We start from the raw sequence: 15,842 nt of genomic DNA on the forward strand, positions 1-15,842 counted from the left end.
AATACGGCAAGAATCGTTGTAAGTATCCCGCTTAGACGCCCCATTCTCTTTTAGAGATCCTCTTGCATATGGATTATGTTACCCGAAAACGAACATCCCTTCCTCGCTCGCAACCGACTGTCAGACTTGATTGTGTTCTTTCCGAGAAAACTGTCAGGTCGAGTTTGAACTAATACAGATAAATGCTAAGGAAATATCTCTGCTAGCAGCATTCTTCGATACTAATCCCGAGTTTTGGTTTAACGTCCAGGATAACCATGAGCGGTGGGTATTACGAAATAAAAAAACCAGCGTCTGATTGCTACGCTGGATTTGCTGAATAATCTTTTTACTCGACTATCTTATAATTTTCCTGGCATCAGCTTTTAGCTCGTCAATTTGTAGTGCTGATATCACAGGGCCACCGATAAGGTGGCAGTGCAACATAACACTGATATCAACCAGTAGGTCTGCAAAAGCTATGGCTTGGCTTTTTGGCTGAGTGTTTTCAGCTGGTGTAGCGATAATTGTTATTAACTCATTTAAAAAGGGTATGAAATTTTCAACCTGCTTGATTGGTTGTGAGTTGTTCATTAGCTATCATCCCTTGGCGTTTTATTAACAAAGTTATCGATCATTTCTTCGTCGGTTTCTGGTGCAGAAGCGCAACTTCCCGCATTGTTTCCAGCCCCTAGACCATCACTATCAAATTGACTGCTATCATTTCCATTATTCATTCCGCTACTTTCACGGATCGAGTAAGCCATTTTTCCACCAGTGGTTTCAGAGACTCTTTCCTGAATAGAGTCTTTTATAGCTCCAGCTTTTTCTTGAGCAACATCACGGGCAGCATCGGCAAGGCTTGATCCCATCGACTTAGCAAAACTGCCCGTTCTTCCCATTGCTTCTGAAAAGCTGCCACCTGAAGAGCTATGTCCTTCACCACTAGGGCTACTGCCAGCGTCCATGCTTTGTTGCGCTGATTCAAATGCTGCCTGAAGCGCTGATGTGCCACCTGCGGCACTGGTAGCCGCCGACATTGCACCTGATGCAGCTGTAGAAACTGCGGCAGCGGCCATGCTTGCGGCTCCCATTACAGCCCCGGCCCCAAAAGTGCCGATACCACTTTGTATCGCACCTGCGCCGACTATCCCAGCCAGTAGCGTTGGGATTTTGTTGATGAGCGCATATAAAATGACCGTGACAACCAGCATTACGGCCATTTCTTTTAAACTGATGGTATCACTCAACTTGACGTAATATTCATCCAGAAATGTTTTGCCAATACCAACCAGTAAAATCATCATCATTAGCTGTATCCCGACTCCCACGACTGTTTTGTAGTAGTTAATGGCGATATCTGATGTCCACCGACTACCACCGAAACCCAGCAGAAAAATACCGGCGTATGCAAGTATCCAACTGGTCACGAGCAGTAGCAGCATTTGTACACCTATTAGCGTTAAAATCAGTAATGTCGCTAGCGAGAAAAGAATGGCGCAGGTTGCATCGACTGGTGCCCAAAAAGTTGACTGATCAAACGCACGAAAGAGAATATCAAACCCCATATCAACAATATCGTAGGGCTGTAGTTGGCTACCTAAGCCAGCGGCTTCAGCTCCGATCATTTGAGTCGATTTAATGATCGACATTGCTATCGAAGGGGCATTAACCAATATCCAGAAAAAGAAGCCAGTGGCGGACAGAAAACGTAATGCTTCTGCGAAGAACTCCTGAATATCTGCTTTTCTTAATGCCATCATGCCAAAAGTCCAAACCATGCTTAATAAAGCCATTCCCCAGAATAACCATGAAGCGTATTGAACCATGACAGCCCCCCAACCACTGGCGGCGCTCTGAAAGCGGTCTAATACCGTATTCATTATCCCTGAGTTATCAATTGCTGCTGTGGCGTTAACGGAATACCACATGAGGAAACTGGCTAACGCTAACATCCATTTAGAACATATTTTCACTTTCATTTTATTTGCTCCATTACCAACTTTGGGAAGGGCTTTTCTTGAATTCGCCCTTACGAAGACATTTGGAAGCTAGCTCCCGACGTTGGGGGGAGTCCTCCATGTGGCGCACATCACTGCATGACTGATTGTTTTTTGAGTTATCGCATCCGCTAAGGACTAATACCGCAACGGCAAAACCGATTTTTATGATCATCGTGTTGTCCTCACCAGCTTCCAGGGGGGCTTTTCTTAAATGAGCCTCTGCGTAGATGAAGGGAAGCAGCTGCTTGCTGGGCTTCCCTATCTGTAATAACTGCGGAACGGGTGGCATCAGCATTTTGTTGGGCGACTAACAGCCCCCTGATTTGCAGTAATTGATTAGTTTGGGCACTGGCTAACTGATTGGCGTACTGGATTGCAGCCATCTGTCCAGTCGCGCCCTGAGCTTGTTGCTGTAAGTGGACTAATTGGCGTGCATCATTTTGTAAGGCGGTTTGCTGCTGATCTACACCACGAAGCACTGCATCATTGGCCCTCTTTTGTGCTTCTGAGCCATAGGTTTGCGAATTCAGCATGATTTGCATCTGTTCGGGTGTGCAGCTATTGCTGCTGAAGCAGGGGGATGTTCGGTAAAAATTGATGTTCTGGTATTTAGCCAAGTAAGCATCAATGTTGCCGACCTGCTGTTTGTAGTAACTCAGAGTATCAATTGCGCCCATCAACTGGTTGATGGTGCTGTTGGCCTGATCCCAGATATATGCCGCAGGTGCTGCGGTGTTTTGCAGCATGTTTTCGTACTGCTGTAATTGGGTTTTATATTGCTCAATTTGTTTTAGCGTTTGAGCCACGCTTTCCATCGCGGTCATGATGTTTTGCGAGAGGTTGGTGACATCCATCACTGGGATACCCGCCCCTGCCGCTTGAATTTCTGAAACAGGGAAAACGGCAGTTGACGCCATGAAGATGACTAATGTGAACTTGGTTGCTATCGCTAACTTAGTGCAATGCATATTTTTCTCCGCTGTGATGAGGGCATGTGTCGGGAGATAACAGGCCCAATACTTTTGCCTCGCAGAGCAAGATCCCCGTTGAGCGCCGAAGGTGCGAATAAGGGAGAGTGAAGATTGATAACCAGCTTGCTGGTTAGCTAACTTCACCTATCTTGCCCTCGTATCTGCCAGTTTGTTTTCAAGACATATTTCTCAATCAAGATAAAACCAAGATTCGAGCAAGATAAAACCGAGATAGAACCAAGATGAAATCAAGATTAATCCAGGATATATCCAAGAAAATTAAATAAGATATAAATATGAGCAAACGATATATCGTAATTTAACTTTTCATGGTGATAGAAAGTCGCCTGAAATTACCTCTGAAACTGTTTCTGTTGGGAAATACATTCTTCTACCGACATAAAATTTCTTGTCATTTAACTTCTTGGCCCAAGGCTCTTTGGGTTGCAATAACGCCATTCTTAGACCTTCTGGTTTTCTACTTAAAATGGCCGCGAGTTGCTCCAGTGTTATCACTGCTCCATGCGTTTCAATCAATATATCGAAATTACTTTTCATAAACTTGGCTCAATTAAAATTGGATGATTTATTATTATCTGGACTTGGTTAGTTTGCATGGTAGTATTATTTAAAATTCCTACACCTTATGAGTGAACTCACTATATGTTTTCGAAAAAAGAGTTAATCGAAAGGGATAAGGTTCGTACTACTTTTCTGATGCAAGAGTTAATGCGAAGAACTAATACAACCAATCCAAATCAATTCGCCAAATGGTTTGATCTGCGTACCGAGAGTATGAGAATCGATGGGAAAGAGATTCCGGAAACAACAACATCGAAGAAGTGGTATCCGATAGCTAAAGGCGATCAATCCATAACAAAGAAGACCTTAGCTGATCTCAAAATGTTCTTTGATGACATAGAGATAGTGTATCAATATGGCCCAGGAGGGCTGTGGGCGGCTCTGTGGGGGCATACCAGCCAATTGGTGGCCTGTATGCGAACGCATCCAATGATATCGGCGTCATCACCACTAAAAGAGTTTTCAACGGCAATAACCATATCGGCAAATTTGGGTTATACAGAGACATTGACCATTGCAGATTTAGCCAGAGCTGTAGCGGCTTATAGATTTCACTTAATAACAGACAGAAAAACTCAACTTGAAGGTGTAGGCATTTATATCTGCGATCTTTATTTCAAGAATGTTCGTAATATTTTAAACAGTGAATTATTAACTCCAGAACTTATTGAGTTAGACCTTTTACCCACTATAACGAGCGAAATTGATAAATTAGAATTAGAGAGTAGAAAAGATGATAAATATAGCTCATCTTTTAATATTGATTCATTTTGCCAGCAAAACTTAAATTTTAGCCGCTAAAATTTAGCATTATGATAGCAAAATAAAATCCTTAATAATGTGCCTTTGATTTTCACTTTTAAAATTGGACTGCATTCTGTGCTACAGGAATTGCTTTGCAAAAACTCAGCACTATAATTGTTAGTGGGTTAATACCTGCCTGTCCTCTCGAAATTTGGTTTCTTCCGCCGAAGTATGTTGATAACTAAACTAGAGAGGACTCCTTTATTTATCATCTCAGAGCGGTGGGTTTCGATATTTTCCTTGTGCTAAATCGGACAACCAATCACAAACATCCTTTGATGGAACTCCAACCCCTGTCATTTGAAAGTTTATCCAGGCATCTAGTGATGCAGCCTTGATCGATTCCCGCCTTTCCTCTTGTTCTACATAGCGCGTAATAGCCTGCATCAACAACCAGTGTATTGAGCGGTCTTTCGTGAGAGCAAGCTGCGCCAGTCTGTCTTTCAATTCTGGGGCGATCTTTACTGATATCGTCTGTTTCATCTTGATCAACCTACTGTGGGTATTCGCGTTAGCTTCATCATAGCGCCTTTCTCTGGCGTAAAACGTCTTGAAACGGGATTTTAGTCGCCACTCTCACTCTCAAACCTGCGTTTGTTATCTCTGATTTTTCTCTAAGTCAGGGTAGTTATTGGTAGAAATAAGGTAGAGGGAATTTCGCTGCTCTGGAAAGCAGGCTACATGCGGGCTGCGGAGAATTCGGCGCGACGCAGCAGCGATAAAGCGCGATGCAACAGCGACAAAGCGCGACGCAACAGCGATAAAACCGCGACGCAACAGCGAGCCATAATTACGAATTTTTTAGCCTGCGCCACACTGTCTGAATATTGCCTTTTTTACTTTTCTCGATCCGGGCTTCCGTTATGATTTTAAGGCGAGTTAGTTCTTTCATGGCCTTAACAATGGCTGGTTTGAAATCTCTGAGGCGACCAGTGTAAACAAACTTCTCTTTAAGCCATTCAAGAGAATAGTATTGAATCTCATCACTAGATGTGGAAATCAGCCGTTGTAGTGATTTGGCCATATCTTGTTTATGACCAATTTTTAGCCGTTTACTCCAATTAATAAGGGAGTATTCATTATTTCTATACATAAGGCTCCAACGAGGGTCTATACGAAGTATATGTTTTTGAGATTTATCATCATAATCAAAGGAGTTAATCAAATGTAACTCCGAGTTTTTCCCGATAGTTAGTATCCTTTGGCTCCTATTACACTTGAACTGAATGGATAATATGGCTAAAACCAATTTCTCCATACTTCTGTGCAACCACTCGTAGTTTGTTCCGGTTGTCGTGCGACCGATAGCTTGAAGGAACTTTGAGCGATTAATTTCTACAGGGTGGCCCAAAGGGAATTTTGATGCTTCAAACATTACCTGCATCCAAACATCAGCCTGAGATTCATCAAGTTGTTCACCTGAGAACTTAATTACAGCATCTTGACGGCTGACGAGAGTTACATCGTTATATATTTGCTTCGGCTTGGTTCCTATAGGTGCAAAAAGGCTTGAGCGAGCTATATGATTTGGCATGGTACGATAAAGCTCACCAATTTCTGGGAGATGAGGGGGCATTAACTGCCTATCGTTAGTCTTTTCCTTATTTCTCTTTGGCGAGCTGGCTTGCAGCGTTCTAACGCGAGTGAGAAGGGAAGGCTTAACGTCAATATCACTCACCAGATTATCGTCCGGTTTTAAGAGCTATCGGCAGTACCGATCTTTTTTTGTTGCGGGCGATTTGCTCCGCTTTTGTTGGGCGGCCACGCTTGGCAGGAACAACAAGATTTATTGAGCTGGGTAGGGGAGGTTGCTGTGGAGTACACACATGGCAAGCCAACCATTGTTCTACATCTTCCAAGCGCCACAATAAGCGCTTAGTATTGGGTAATCGGCAGATAGGTGGTAATGAAATAGGATTGCGTGTGGCATCGCTGCGGATACTGGCCACGGTTTTATGGATGATTTTAGAAAGTTGTTCGGCGGTCATTAAGTCTTGCATAAGCACTCCATCTTGCGACCATGCTTCTTGCATTGGATCGCATCGGGTTTCAGATGAGTGCAATATTTGCAGAGTGATTAAAAGACATCGCGGTAGAGGAACAGGAAAAATCTTACACTAAATCTTGATGTTACTACGCCACAATCTTGCCACACTTATAACGCACAATACTGCAATTCAACCTCGTGTTCTGCAATTCTTTGTTTGTATAATATTTTGATTTTTATTGAAAATATAGTATTAACCCCAGTTAGCCCCAGAGTTTAAATTGGCTTTGCCAATGCGCTGATCAGCCGTTTGGAAAAGAAACTCATCGCCCGTGGCTGCCCAAAGCTCAACATTATGGTGCGCGAAGACAATGATGCAGTGATCGGCATGTATGAAAAACTTGATTATGAAACCCAAGACAGCATCATGCTGGGCAAACGGCTGATTGTCGATCAGGAGTATTAAGGTTGGTCTTAACCTTAATATGACAATAACCCTATCCCCAAAAGCTGATAAAGCAGCAGAGGATAGGGTAAAGATTAATTATTTAATCTTGGTAATACTTTTCACATCAACTTCTACCGAATTCCAGTCTTTATCAACTTTTCCTTCGATTTGTATTTTATCTTGTGGCGTGATGGTTTGGCCGTTCCAGCGTTTGTTATCAATATCAACGGTGATGGTACCGGTGCTGTCGCGGAAAGTATATGTATCGTGACCTAAACGCTCAACGATATTCCCTTGCAGAGTGACACGAGTGTCATCACGCATCGTTTTGACTTTGTCTACCGTGGTATTGGTTACACTTGGGCCAGAGAACCCACCCTGAGTTGCTGGCTGTGTCTGTGTTGCTGCCGGGCCGTCGAAGCCCCCTTGCGCGGTATTGGTCGCACTTTGCGCCAATAACGGCGTGCCGCATAACATAATTAAGGTTGCCGCTAAGGTTAATTTCTTCATTTTATTGCTCCTTCAATGAATGAATCATTACGTTTGAAAACAAAAACTGCACAAGCCTCTGTGGTACCCAATAGTAGACCAAATTTGCGTTAAGGCGTGCTGAAGTATTGCAATACCGTGGCCGCAAGTCTATTCGATTAGACCCGTCATACTTCAAGCTGCATGTGCGTTGGCTACACTCAATAACTCGAATCACTTACGACAGTAAGCTCATCGGGACTCTCTCGCTTGCCGCTTTCCTGCAACTCGAATTATTTAGGGTATAGACCTATTTACTGGTTATAACAATTAAAGCCGGTAGCGTTAGGGCACTTTTTTAACTGTGTGGACTCAAACCACTGGTTATCATTTTTAAACTGCGCATGTAGATGCCCTCTGTACCTTGTACAATGCAGAACAGCTTACCGGATGCGGTGGTTTTATAAGGAGCTTTAGATGAATATTCGCCCACGGTTGTCTGGGGTGAGATTGTTATTACTGGGTGCCCCTTTGTTGTTAGCCGGGTGCTCAACCATGTCAGGTTTTTCCTGGTCTAGTCTGTCGCCACTCAATTGGTTTGGCAGCAGCAGTATGCAGGTGACTGATCAGGGTGTCGGCGGCGTTACCGCCACTACTGCGTTGACTGAGAGTGACATCAAAGAAGGGCTAAAAGGCGATTATCGGTTGCGTAGTGGTATGGCGACCAAAGACGGTAAATTGATTTCCTTCTATCAGGCGATGAAAGAGGGCCAAATCAAGCTGGTTATCTCTGGGCAGCAGAAAGGCACGGTAGAGCGCATTGATGTTATGGATAAGGCTATTCCCAGCCAGTGGGGGGTGACGGTTGGCACACCATTTAGCGAGCTATATAAAAAAGCCTTTGGTGTTTGCCGTAAAGGCAGTGGTGATGATAGCGCACAAATAGAGTGTGCGGCACCGGACAGCAAGCACGTCAGCTATTTGTTTGATGGCGACTGGCATGGTCCTGAAGGTTTAATGCCATCCGATGATACATTGCAAAGTTGGAAAGTGAGCAAGATTATCTGGCGAGCTAAAGGCGAGTAACCGCCTCTTCTTCCCTGGCGTTACAGCAGTGTTAGCGGCACGCATTACTCGGCCCATCGCCTGGGCCTGCTAAGGTGAGGCCGCTGCAAGCCACGTTCAAATCGGCTTCTGGCAGTTTTATCCTTCGTTTGCTGTCTTGCTGTAACGCCAATAATGTAGGGCGGTATTGTTTATCATTGCTTTGGTTCTCTTTTGTGAATTAGCTAATAATATTCCCACCTGTGGTATCACTTCCTCTGCCTAAATTTATTTTGCGTTGTCGCAAGGTAATCCTAATCGGTTCCGCTATTATATTCGCCATAATCAACACCGATATTTTGTGAGGAACCAAACATGACTCAAGTTCAGAGTGGCATTCTGCTGGAACATTGTCGTTTTGCCATCTTTATGGAAGCAAAAGTACAGGGCGAGCTAGATGCTATTCGTCAGGGATGCAAGCAATTCTGTCAATCATTGCAGGAATTACAGCAAGAATTTCCTAACGAACATTTAGGCGCTGTCATTGCTTTTGGTTCTGATATTTGGCATGACCTATCCGGCGGTAAAGGGGCTAATGAGTTAAAACCCTTTGTGCCATTAGGCAAAGCGCCAATCGTCGCCCCCGCAACACAACGCGATTTGTTGATTCATATTCAGTCATTGCGTCAGGATATCAATTTTACTTTAGCGCAGGCTGCGGTGGCCGCTTTTGGTGATGCGATTACCGTTGAAGAAGAGACACATGGCTTCCGCTGGGTAGAAGAACGTGATCTTACTGGTTTTATTGATGGCACCGAAAACCCGCAAGGGGATAGCCGCCCGGAAGTGGCGGTGATTGCGGACGGTGAGGAAGATGCCGGTGGTAGCTATGTGCTGGTACAGCGTTATGAGCACGACCTGAAAAAATGGCAGCGCATTCCTGAACACAAGCAAGAGCAAATTATCGGGCGTACCAAACATGGCAGCGAGGAGTTGCCGTCGGATCAGCGCCCGGAAACTTCCCATGTCAGCCGCGTCGATTTAAAAGAAAATGGCAAAGGGCTGAAAATTTTGCGTCAAAGCTTGCCTTACGGTACCGCCAGTGGCAAACACGGGTTGTACTTTATTGCTTATTGCGCGCGCTTACATAATATCGAACAGCAATTATTAAGTATGTTTGGCTCAATAGACGATAAGCATGATCTGTTATTAGGTTTCAGTAAGCCGGTGACCGGCAGTTATTACTTCGCCCCGTCGCTGACTCAATTATTATCACTGTAAGTACGTAAGGCTGGGCGTCAGGGGTTTCGCAACCGACAATATTTACCCATAAGTCTTTTCTATCACCCGGTGCAGGTTGGCCGGGTTTTCAATGGGCAAAAGGGAGTGGCTGGCGACCAGCGCGGTTGCTGGCTTAGAGCATTTGATACTTGAACATCACTAAACGGTATATAAAAGCATTATAGGTATGCACCTAGTTATAAATACACTGAACATATTACAGGCACTGCTCACATTTAATGACATGCCTGTCGGATGAACTCAGTGAATAAGGTGCGGCATGAAACAGACTTCAGTGAAGAGCGCTACGCATAAAGGATGGCACCGTGTTGCCTTATTAAGCGCGTTAATTTTCGGCAGTGCAACTGCCTCTGCCACTGAGTTACTTAACAGCTCTTATGATGTTTCCCGCGAGTTATTCGCGGCACTCAATCCAGGCTTCCAGCAACAGTGGGAGCAGCAGAATCCCGGCGACAAGCTGACCATCAAACAATCTCATGCCGGGTCGTCTAAACAGGCTCTGGCTATCTTACAGGGCTTGAAAGCAGATGTAGTGACCTATAACCAGGTCACCGATGTGCAGATCCTACATGACCGCGGCAATCTGATCCCGGCAGACTGGCAGGCGCGTTTACCTAATAACAGCTCACCGTTCTATTCCACCATGGCGTTCCTGGTTCGTAAGGGCAATCCAAAGAATATCCACAACTGGGATGATTTGGTGCGTGAAGACGTCAAACTGGTGTTCCCGAATCCAAAAACTTCTGGCAATGGCCGTTATACCTATCTGGCAGCCTGGGGCGCTACCCAACAAGCGAATGGCAAGGATGAGGCCAAAACCCGCGACTGGATGAAGCGTTTTCTGACCAATGTGGTGGTGTTTGATACCGGTGGCCGTGGTGCTACCACCACCTTTGTCGAACGCGGGTTGGGTGATGTGCTGATCAGTTTTGAATCGGAAGTTAACAATATCCGCAAAGAGTATGGCAGTGATAAATACGAAGTAATTGTCCCGCCGGTAGATATTCTGGCTGAATTCCCAGTGGCCTGGGTGGATAAGAATGTCGAGAAAAATGGCACTGAGAAAGCGGCTAAAGCTTATCTCAACTATCTCTACAGCCCGCCAGCGCAGCAAGTGATCACCAGCTTCAATTATCGGGTTTACGACAAAGCGGCAATGGAAGCAGCTAAGTCCCAATTCCCACAAACCAAACTATTCCGTGTTGAAGATCAATTCGGTAGCTGGCCGCAGGTGATGAGCACCCATTTTGTGACTGGCGGTGTGCTGGATAAATTGTTAGCGCAAGGGCATCAGTAATGTTGTCGGCATCCAGTAAACGGGTTCTGCCCGGATTTACCCTCAGTCTTGGGAGCAGCCTGCTTTACACCTGCCTGATCTTATTATTACCGCTCAGCGCGTTAGTCATGCAGGTTGCACAGATGAGTTGGGCCCAGTACTGGGAGGTGATTACTAACCCCCAAGTGGTCGCTGCTTATAAGGTGACCTTACTGGCCGCAGGCGTTGCCAGCATATTTAATGCGGTTTTTGGCATGTTGATGGCATGGATCTTGACCCGCTATCAGTTCCCTGGCCGCAGTTTGCTGGATGGTTTGATGGATTTACCGTTCGCCTTACCCACGGCAGTGGCGGGTTTGACACTGGCAACGCTGTTTTCTACTACGGGCTGGTACGGTGCCTGGTTAAACGAACTAGGAATTAAAGTTTCCTTTACCTGGTTGGGGATTGCCGTAGCGATGGCATTCACCAGTTTGCCGTTTGTGGTGCGCACCGTACAACCGGTGTTGGAAGAATTGGGTCCCGAATATGAAGAAGCCGCAGAAACTCTCGGTGCCAGCCGTTGGCAGAGCTTCCGGCTGGTGGTGATGCCAGAACTGGCTCCGGCGTTACTGGCAGGCACTGCTTTATCCTTTACCCGCAGTCTGGGGGAGTTTGGCGCAGTTATCTTTATCGCCGGTAACATTGCCTGGAAGACAGAAGTCACCTCGCTGATGATCTTCATCCGGCTACAAGAATTTGATTACCCGGCTGCCAGTGCCATTGCTTCCGTTATTCTGGCTGTTTCACTGGTATTGCTGTTTGGTATTAACACGTTACAAAGCCGCTTTGGTCGGCGGATAGGCGGGCACTGATGGCTGATATCACGGAATTTAACGGCGTGGCCCGCCCACCCATCAATTGGGGCAAATGGACCCTGATCGCCATTGGCGCGGTGTTCTCATTTTTACTGTTAGTGATCCCGATGGCGTGGATCTTTATCACCGCTTTTTCCAAAGGAATTGCGGTGGTTGGGCAAAATTTATTAGACCCGGACATGTTGCATGCCATTTGGCTGACTGTGCTGGTGGCACTGATTACGGTGCCGGTGAATTTGGTGTTTGGTGTGGTACTGGCATGGTTGGTGACGCGGTTTGTATTTCCCGGCCGTCAGTTATTGATGACCCTAATTGATATCCCGTTTGCGGTCTCACCGGTAGTTGCCGGCCTGATGTACCTGCTGTTTTACGGTTCAAATGGTGTGGTGGGCGGCTGGTTAGATTCTCACGATATTCAATTGATGTTCTCCTGGCCCGGTATGGTGCTGGTCACCATTTTCGTCACCTGCCCATTTGTGGTGCGTGAACTGGTGCCGGTAATGATGAGTCAGGGCAGCCAGGAAGATGAAGCCGCAGTATTACTTGGGGCATCTGGCTGGCAGATGTTCCGTCGGGTGACGTTACCGAACATTCGCTGGGCGTTGTTGTATGGCGTGGTGTTGACCAACGCCCGCGCTATTGGCGAGTTCGGGGCCGTCTCGGTGGTATCCGGTTCTATTCGTGGCGAAACCTACACCTTGCCACTGCAAGTTGAGTTGTTGCATCAGGATTACAACACCGCAGGGGCATTTACCGCCGCCGCGTTACTGACCCTGATGGCAATATTGACCCTTTTTCTGAAAAGTGGCCTGCAATGGCGCTTAGCGCGTCAGGTTGTTCGTCTCGAACAGGAGCAAAAGCATGAGCATTGAGATTGATAATATCAGCAAGTATTTTGGTCGTACCAAGGTACTGAATGACATCCGGCTTGATATTCCTTCTGGTCAGATGGTGGCCTTGCTTGGTCCTTCCGGTTCGGGGAAAACGACCCTGCTGCGCATTATCGCCGGGCTGGAGAACCAGAACGCCGGGCGTTTAAGTTTCCATGGCACTGACGTTAGCCGCCTGCATGCCCGTGATCGACGTGTCGGGTTTGTTTTCCAGCATTACGCCCTGTTCCGCCATATGACGGTGTTCGATAACATTGCATTCGGTTTGACAGTGTTACCGCGCCGCGAGCGGCCGAATGCGGCAGCCATCAAGCAGAAAGTAGAACAACTGTTAGAAATGGTGCAGTTAGGGCACCTTGCCAGCCGTTATCCATCACAACTTTCTGGTGGGCAGAAACAGCGTGTGGCCTTGGCGCGTGCGTTGGCCGTCGAACCCCAAATCCTGTTACTGGATGAGCCATTCGGTGCGCTGGATGCACAGGTGCGTAAAGAGTTACGTCGCTGGTTACGCCAGCTACACGAAGAACTGAAATTTACCAGCGTATTCGTTACCCACGATCAGGAAGAAGCAATGGAAGTTGCTGATCGGGTGGTAGTGATGAGCCAGGGTAATATTGAGCAGGTCGGGACGCCAGATGAAGTGTGGCGCTACCCTGCGACCCGCTTTGTGTTGGAGTTTCTGGGTGAAGTTAATCGCTTGAGTGGGGAGATTCGAGGCTCACAACTCTATATTGGCGCGCACCACTGGCCGCTGGATTTGGCACCGATGCATCAGGGCAGTGTTGATTTATTCCTGCGACCGTGGGAGATGGAAGTCAATACACACGCCAGTGCTCGTTGCCCGCTACCGGTTCAGGTGCTTGAAGTCAGCCCGCGTGGGCATTTCTGGCAATTGACGGTGCAACCTATTGGTTGGCATCAAGATCCTATCAGTGTGGTACTGCCGGAAGGCGAAATTGACGCCCCGGTGCGCGGTAATCGTTATTATGTGGGCGGGTTAAATGCACGCTTATATTCTGGCGACCAATTATTACAACCCATTGCGTTAGCGCAAAGCGCCTGATAAGTTTTTCTTCTTTTGGTAAACATAGAATTATACCCAACGTCATTGGAGTGGCAGCAAGGCAGCTAACGAGCGATAAATTGGTTGTAAACCATTTTGAACAGCGCTTGTGCTGGCCCGTAGGGTGAGCCTCAATAAGGCTCATAATCTCGATGAGCTTACATAAGTAAGTGATTCGGGTTCGTGAGAGCAGTGAACATAGCTGCCGCTTCAAGGAGAAAGGGTATTGAATAGGTATTTACAGTGACAACCCTCGAACACTGCATTGGCAACACCCCACTAGTCAAACTGCAACGTTTAAGCCAAGGGCTGGATGCGCAGATTTGGGTCAAACTGGAAGGCAATAATCCGGCAGGCTCGGTCAAAGACCGCGCGGCACTGGCAATGATCCAACAGGCCGAATTACGTGGTGAAATAGCACCGGGTAATGTGTTGATCGAGGCAACCAGCGGTAATACCGGTATTGCGCTGGCGATGATCGCGGCCATGAAGGGCTATAAGCTAAAGTTGCTGATGCCAGAAAACATGAGCCAAGAGCGGCAGGCTGCAATGCGTGCCTACGGTGCGGAGCTAATTTTGGTTAGCCGCGAGCAAGGAATGGAAGGCGCGCGCGATGAAGCGCTGAGGATGCAGGCTCAGGGGTTGGGCAAAGTGTTGGATCAGTTTAATAATATTGACAACCCCTATGCACATTTCACCGGTACCGGGCCGGAAATCTGGCAACAAACTGCGGGGAAAGTGAGCCATTTTGTGTCCAGCATGGGAACGACAGGGACGATTACCGGCGTTAGCCAATATCTGAAAAGCCAAAACCCACAAGTTACCATTATCGGCCTGCAACCGGCGGAGGGCAGCAGTATTCCTGGTATTCGCCGTTGGTCACCGGAATACATGCCGGGGATTTTCCGCCCTGAGTTGGTTGATCAGGTACTGGATATCACGCAGCGTGAAGCCGAGGTAACGACACGAAGACTGGCCACGGAAGAGGGGATTTTTTGTGGTGTCAGTTCTGGTGGTGCGGTTGCTGGCGCACTGCGGGTGGCTGCTGAGAATCCCGGTGCGGTGATCGTGGCGATTATCTGTGACCGTGGTGACCGATATTTGTCGACAGGGGTTTTTGAGTAAACCGACTGCTGGTTACCCTAGCCTATCAAGCCCATCTGAACACACTGTCAGTTGGGCTTGATAGGATATTTGCGCCTCCCGTTCAATGCTTCAACTTTTATAGTCTTGAATCTATACCCGTCATCTTTCAAGTTGCAGGTGTGTTGGCCGCGTTCAACCACCCGAATCACTTACCGTCGTGCGCTCATCGGGATTATGAACTTCATCAGAGGCTCACTCTACGGGCCAGCGCAAGCGTTGTTCAAAATGGTTTACAACCAATTTGTCTTTCGCTTGCCGCCTTCCTGCATTTTGAAATCTATTGGGTTTATACGTTATAAAACTGAGCGGATTTTTGGCGCCAGAGATTTTGATTTATAACTAATCATATTTAAGTACATTAGAACTCTGTTGTTGTCCTTTCCCTCCAGCCAAATTGCCTGCTGATGTTATCTATTGGTAAATGATATTTATGCAATTAATTGTGGGCTATTAGAAAAACCTATTTTGTAAATATAGCCAATTCGCATCACATAGTTAAAATAAATATTGTAGGAATATTCATACAGTCAGCTTCATTGATTAGCCATTTAATTTAAGTTGTCGTTATTTACTGCTATGAGTTGTAAGGGTATTTTAGTTTGTTTTTGAGAAAATTCTTATAAATCAATTTACTATGCCAGATTTATTTGGCTGCGTATGGTTACATTCTGTAACATTTAACCAATTGGTGTTGGTTGTCTATTCTTTCTATACTGCTGCTGTTCGTGTTGGTCTTATATTCTCTATTGAAAGTTCATATATATTTTATTTGATGCTCTATTTTTGTGAATGTTTATTTTCAATGACTTAAGTAAGTTAAAGGGTTGTAATATTTATTAAAATCCTTTAAGTGTAAAAATATAATAATCAACAGTGTTGTAGCCGCAATTTTTATTGATTTACCCCTTCACTTAGAGTTTTGCTGGCAAAACGTCTGTATTTCAGCCCAACATGGGCTTATCCCTCTGGGCTAATCGTATGTTGCTACATCTGTTGATTGAACATAATACCTACTATCGGCG

General features: G+C 46.1%; 17 protein-coding genes and 1 pseudogene. 9 read left to right on the forward strand and 9 right to left on the reverse strand.

Going from position 1 to position 15,842, the window contains the following annotated elements; all coding sequences use genetic code 11:
- Positions 1-336: 336 nt before the first annotated feature.
- The 5 genes from A6J67_RS09775 to A6J67_RS09795 form a co-directional block, all read right to left on the reverse strand.
- The gene (locus tag A6J67_RS09775; protein WP_050881688.1) at positions 337-573 is read right to left on the reverse strand and encodes a hypothetical protein; all 237 of its coding nucleotides are present in this window, start codon (positions 571-573) and stop codon (positions 337-339) included.
- On the reverse strand, positions 573-1,961 hold the full coding sequence (gene trbL / locus A6J67_RS09780) for a P-type conjugative transfer protein TrbL (protein WP_050881689.1): 1,389 nt from the start codon (positions 1,959-1,961) through the stop codon (positions 573-575). Before trbL ends, A6J67_RS09775 begins: the two co-directional genes overlap by 1 nt.
- 13 nt (positions 1,962-1,974) lie before the next feature.
- Positions 1,975-2,277: an entry exclusion lipoprotein TrbK gene (trbK, locus tag A6J67_RS23945; RefSeq protein WP_080608151.1), complete on the reverse strand. Its 303-nt coding sequence runs from the start codon at positions 2,275-2,277 to the stop codon at positions 1,975-1,977.
- Complete coding sequence (trbJ, locus tag A6J67_RS09790; protein ID WP_050881690.1) at positions 2,165-2,950, reverse strand: P-type conjugative transfer protein TrbJ; 786 nt, start codon at positions 2,948-2,950, stop codon at positions 2,165-2,167. Before trbJ ends, trbK begins: the two co-directional genes overlap by 113 nt.
- Before the next feature lie 330 nt (positions 2,951-3,280).
- A complete protein-coding gene (locus tag A6J67_RS09795) occupies positions 3,281-3,511 on the reverse strand; it encodes a hypothetical protein (RefSeq protein WP_011815845.1) in 231 nt (76 codons plus the stop codon).
- A 105-nt stretch (positions 3,512-3,616) separates the two neighbouring features.
- Between A6J67_RS09795 and A6J67_RS09800 the strand changes: the two genes are divergently transcribed.
- Complete coding sequence (locus tag A6J67_RS09800) at positions 3,617-4,336, forward strand: hypothetical protein (protein ID WP_167310395.1); 720 nt, start codon at positions 3,617-3,619, stop codon at positions 4,334-4,336.
- A gap of 216 nt (positions 4,337-4,552) precedes the next feature.
- Here A6J67_RS09800 and A6J67_RS09805 read toward each other — a convergent pair whose 3' ends face one another.
- The 3 genes from A6J67_RS09805 to A6J67_RS09815 form a co-directional block, all read right to left on the reverse strand.
- Positions 4,553-4,822 (reverse strand): CopG family ribbon-helix-helix protein, encoded by a 270-nt coding sequence (locus A6J67_RS09805; RefSeq protein WP_050881692.1) that lies wholly within the window; start codon positions 4,820-4,822, stop codon positions 4,553-4,555.
- Positions 4,823-5,129: 307 nt separating this feature from the next.
- Positions 5,130-6,017, reverse strand: a complete 888-nt coding sequence (gene trfA, locus A6J67_RS09810; RefSeq protein WP_080608152.1) for a plasmid replication initiator TrfA — start codon at positions 6,015-6,017, stop codon at positions 5,130-5,132.
- A 4-nt stretch (positions 6,018-6,021) separates the two neighbouring features.
- The gene (locus tag A6J67_RS09815; RefSeq protein ID WP_046050490.1) at positions 6,022-6,339 is read right to left on the reverse strand and encodes a hypothetical protein; all 318 of its coding nucleotides are present in this window, start codon (positions 6,337-6,339) and stop codon (positions 6,022-6,024) included.
- Positions 6,340-6,609: 270 nt separating this feature from the next.
- Here A6J67_RS09815 and A6J67_RS09820 point away from each other — a divergent pair.
- Positions 6,610-6,792 (forward strand): annotated as a pseudogene (locus A6J67_RS09820) (GNAT family N-acetyltransferase); the annotation flags it as partial.
- Positions 6,793-6,870: 78 nt separating this feature from the next.
- Here the strand turns inward: A6J67_RS09820 and A6J67_RS09825 are convergent.
- Complete coding sequence (locus tag A6J67_RS09825; RefSeq protein WP_005183812.1) at positions 6,871-7,284, reverse strand: YgiW/YdeI family stress tolerance OB fold protein; 414 nt, start codon at positions 7,282-7,284, stop codon at positions 6,871-6,873.
- Between the two features lie 435 nt (positions 7,285-7,719).
- Between A6J67_RS09825 and A6J67_RS09835 the strand changes: the two genes are divergently transcribed.
- The 7 genes from A6J67_RS09835 to cysM all read left to right on the forward strand — a co-directional run bounded on the left by A6J67_RS09835 (position 7,720) and on the right by cysM (position 14,799).
- On the forward strand, positions 7,720-8,328 hold the full coding sequence (locus tag A6J67_RS09835; protein ID WP_005183809.1) for an RpoE-regulated lipoprotein: 609 nt from the start codon (positions 7,720-7,722) through the stop codon (positions 8,326-8,328).
- A gap of 333 nt (positions 8,329-8,661) precedes the next feature.
- Positions 8,662-9,567, forward strand: a complete 906-nt coding sequence (locus A6J67_RS09840; RefSeq protein WP_005183803.1) for a Dyp-type peroxidase — start codon at positions 8,662-8,664, stop codon at positions 9,565-9,567.
- Between the two features lie 280 nt (positions 9,568-9,847).
- Positions 9,848-10,885, forward strand: a complete 1,038-nt coding sequence (locus A6J67_RS09845) for a sulfate ABC transporter substrate-binding protein (RefSeq protein WP_050296763.1) — start codon at positions 9,848-9,850, stop codon at positions 10,883-10,885.
- Complete coding sequence (gene cysT / locus A6J67_RS09850) at positions 10,885-11,718, forward strand: sulfate/thiosulfate ABC transporter permease CysT (protein WP_032905969.1); 834 nt, start codon at positions 10,885-10,887, stop codon at positions 11,716-11,718. The genes A6J67_RS09845 and cysT overlap by 1 nt, the downstream gene beginning before the upstream one ends.
- Positions 11,718-12,593: a sulfate/thiosulfate ABC transporter permease CysW gene (gene cysW / locus A6J67_RS09855; RefSeq protein ID WP_005183797.1), complete on the forward strand. Its 876-nt coding sequence runs from the start codon at positions 11,718-11,720 to the stop codon at positions 12,591-12,593. Before cysT ends, cysW begins: the two co-directional genes overlap by 1 nt.
- Complete coding sequence (cysA, locus tag A6J67_RS09860; RefSeq protein ID WP_032905968.1) at positions 12,583-13,674, forward strand: sulfate/thiosulfate ABC transporter ATP-binding protein CysA; 1,092 nt, start codon at positions 12,583-12,585, stop codon at positions 13,672-13,674. Before cysW ends, cysA begins: the two co-directional genes overlap by 11 nt.
- A 243-nt stretch (positions 13,675-13,917) precedes the next feature.
- On the forward strand, positions 13,918-14,799 hold the full coding sequence (gene cysM, locus A6J67_RS09865) for a cysteine synthase CysM (RefSeq protein WP_005183790.1): 882 nt from the start codon (positions 13,918-13,920) through the stop codon (positions 14,797-14,799).
- The last annotated feature ends 1,043 nt before the right edge of the window (positions 14,800-15,842 follow it).

This window comes from Yersinia sp. FDAARGOS_228 (assembly GCF_002073315.2).
Taxonomy (GTDB): domain Bacteria; phylum Pseudomonadota; class Gammaproteobacteria; order Enterobacterales; family Enterobacteriaceae; genus Yersinia; species Yersinia intermedia.

Coding starts and splice junctions, on each gene's coding strand:
- trbL (WP_050881689.1), bottom strand. CDS start 1,961: ATGAAAGTGAAAATATGTTCTAAATGGATGTTAGCGTTAGCCAGTTTC.
- A6J67_RS09795 (WP_011815845.1), bottom strand. CDS start 3,511: ATGAAAAGTAATTTCGATATATTGATTGAAACGCATGGAGCAGTGATA.
- cysT (WP_032905969.1), top strand. CDS start 10,885: ATGTTGTCGGCATCCAGTAAACGGGTTCTGCCCGGATTTACCCTCAGT.
- cysA (WP_032905968.1), top strand. CDS start 12,583: ATGAGCATTGAGATTGATAATATCAGCAAGTATTTTGGTCGTACCAAG.
- A6J67_RS09800 (WP_167310395.1), top strand. CDS start 3,617: ATGTTTTCGAAAAAAGAGTTAATCGAAAGGGATAAGGTTCGTACTACT.
- A6J67_RS09815 (WP_046050490.1), bottom strand. CDS start 6,339: ATGCAAGACTTAATGACCGCCGAACAACTTTCTAAAATCATCCATAAA.
- cysW (WP_005183797.1), top strand. CDS start 11,718: ATGGCTGATATCACGGAATTTAACGGCGTGGCCCGCCCACCCATCAAT.
- A6J67_RS09835 (WP_005183809.1), top strand. CDS start 7,720: ATGAATATTCGCCCACGGTTGTCTGGGGTGAGATTGTTATTACTGGGT.
- trbK (WP_080608151.1), bottom strand. CDS start 2,277: ATGCTGATGCCACCCGTTCCGCAGTTATTACAGATAGGGAAGCCCAGC.
- A6J67_RS09840 (WP_005183803.1), top strand. CDS start 8,662: ATGACTCAAGTTCAGAGTGGCATTCTGCTGGAACATTGTCGTTTTGCC.
- A6J67_RS09825 (WP_005183812.1), bottom strand. CDS start 7,284: ATGAAGAAATTAACCTTAGCGGCAACCTTAATTATGTTATGCGGCACG.
- trbJ (WP_050881690.1), bottom strand. CDS start 2,950: ATGCATTGCACTAAGTTAGCGATAGCAACCAAGTTCACATTAGTCATC.
- A6J67_RS09805 (WP_050881692.1), bottom strand. CDS start 4,822: ATGAAACAGACGATATCAGTAAAGATCGCCCCAGAATTGAAAGACAGA.
- A6J67_RS09845 (WP_050296763.1), top strand. CDS start 9,848: ATGAAACAGACTTCAGTGAAGAGCGCTACGCATAAAGGATGGCACCGT.
- A6J67_RS09775 (WP_050881688.1), bottom strand. CDS start 573: ATGAACAACTCACAACCAATCAAGCAGGTTGAAAATTTCATACCCTTT.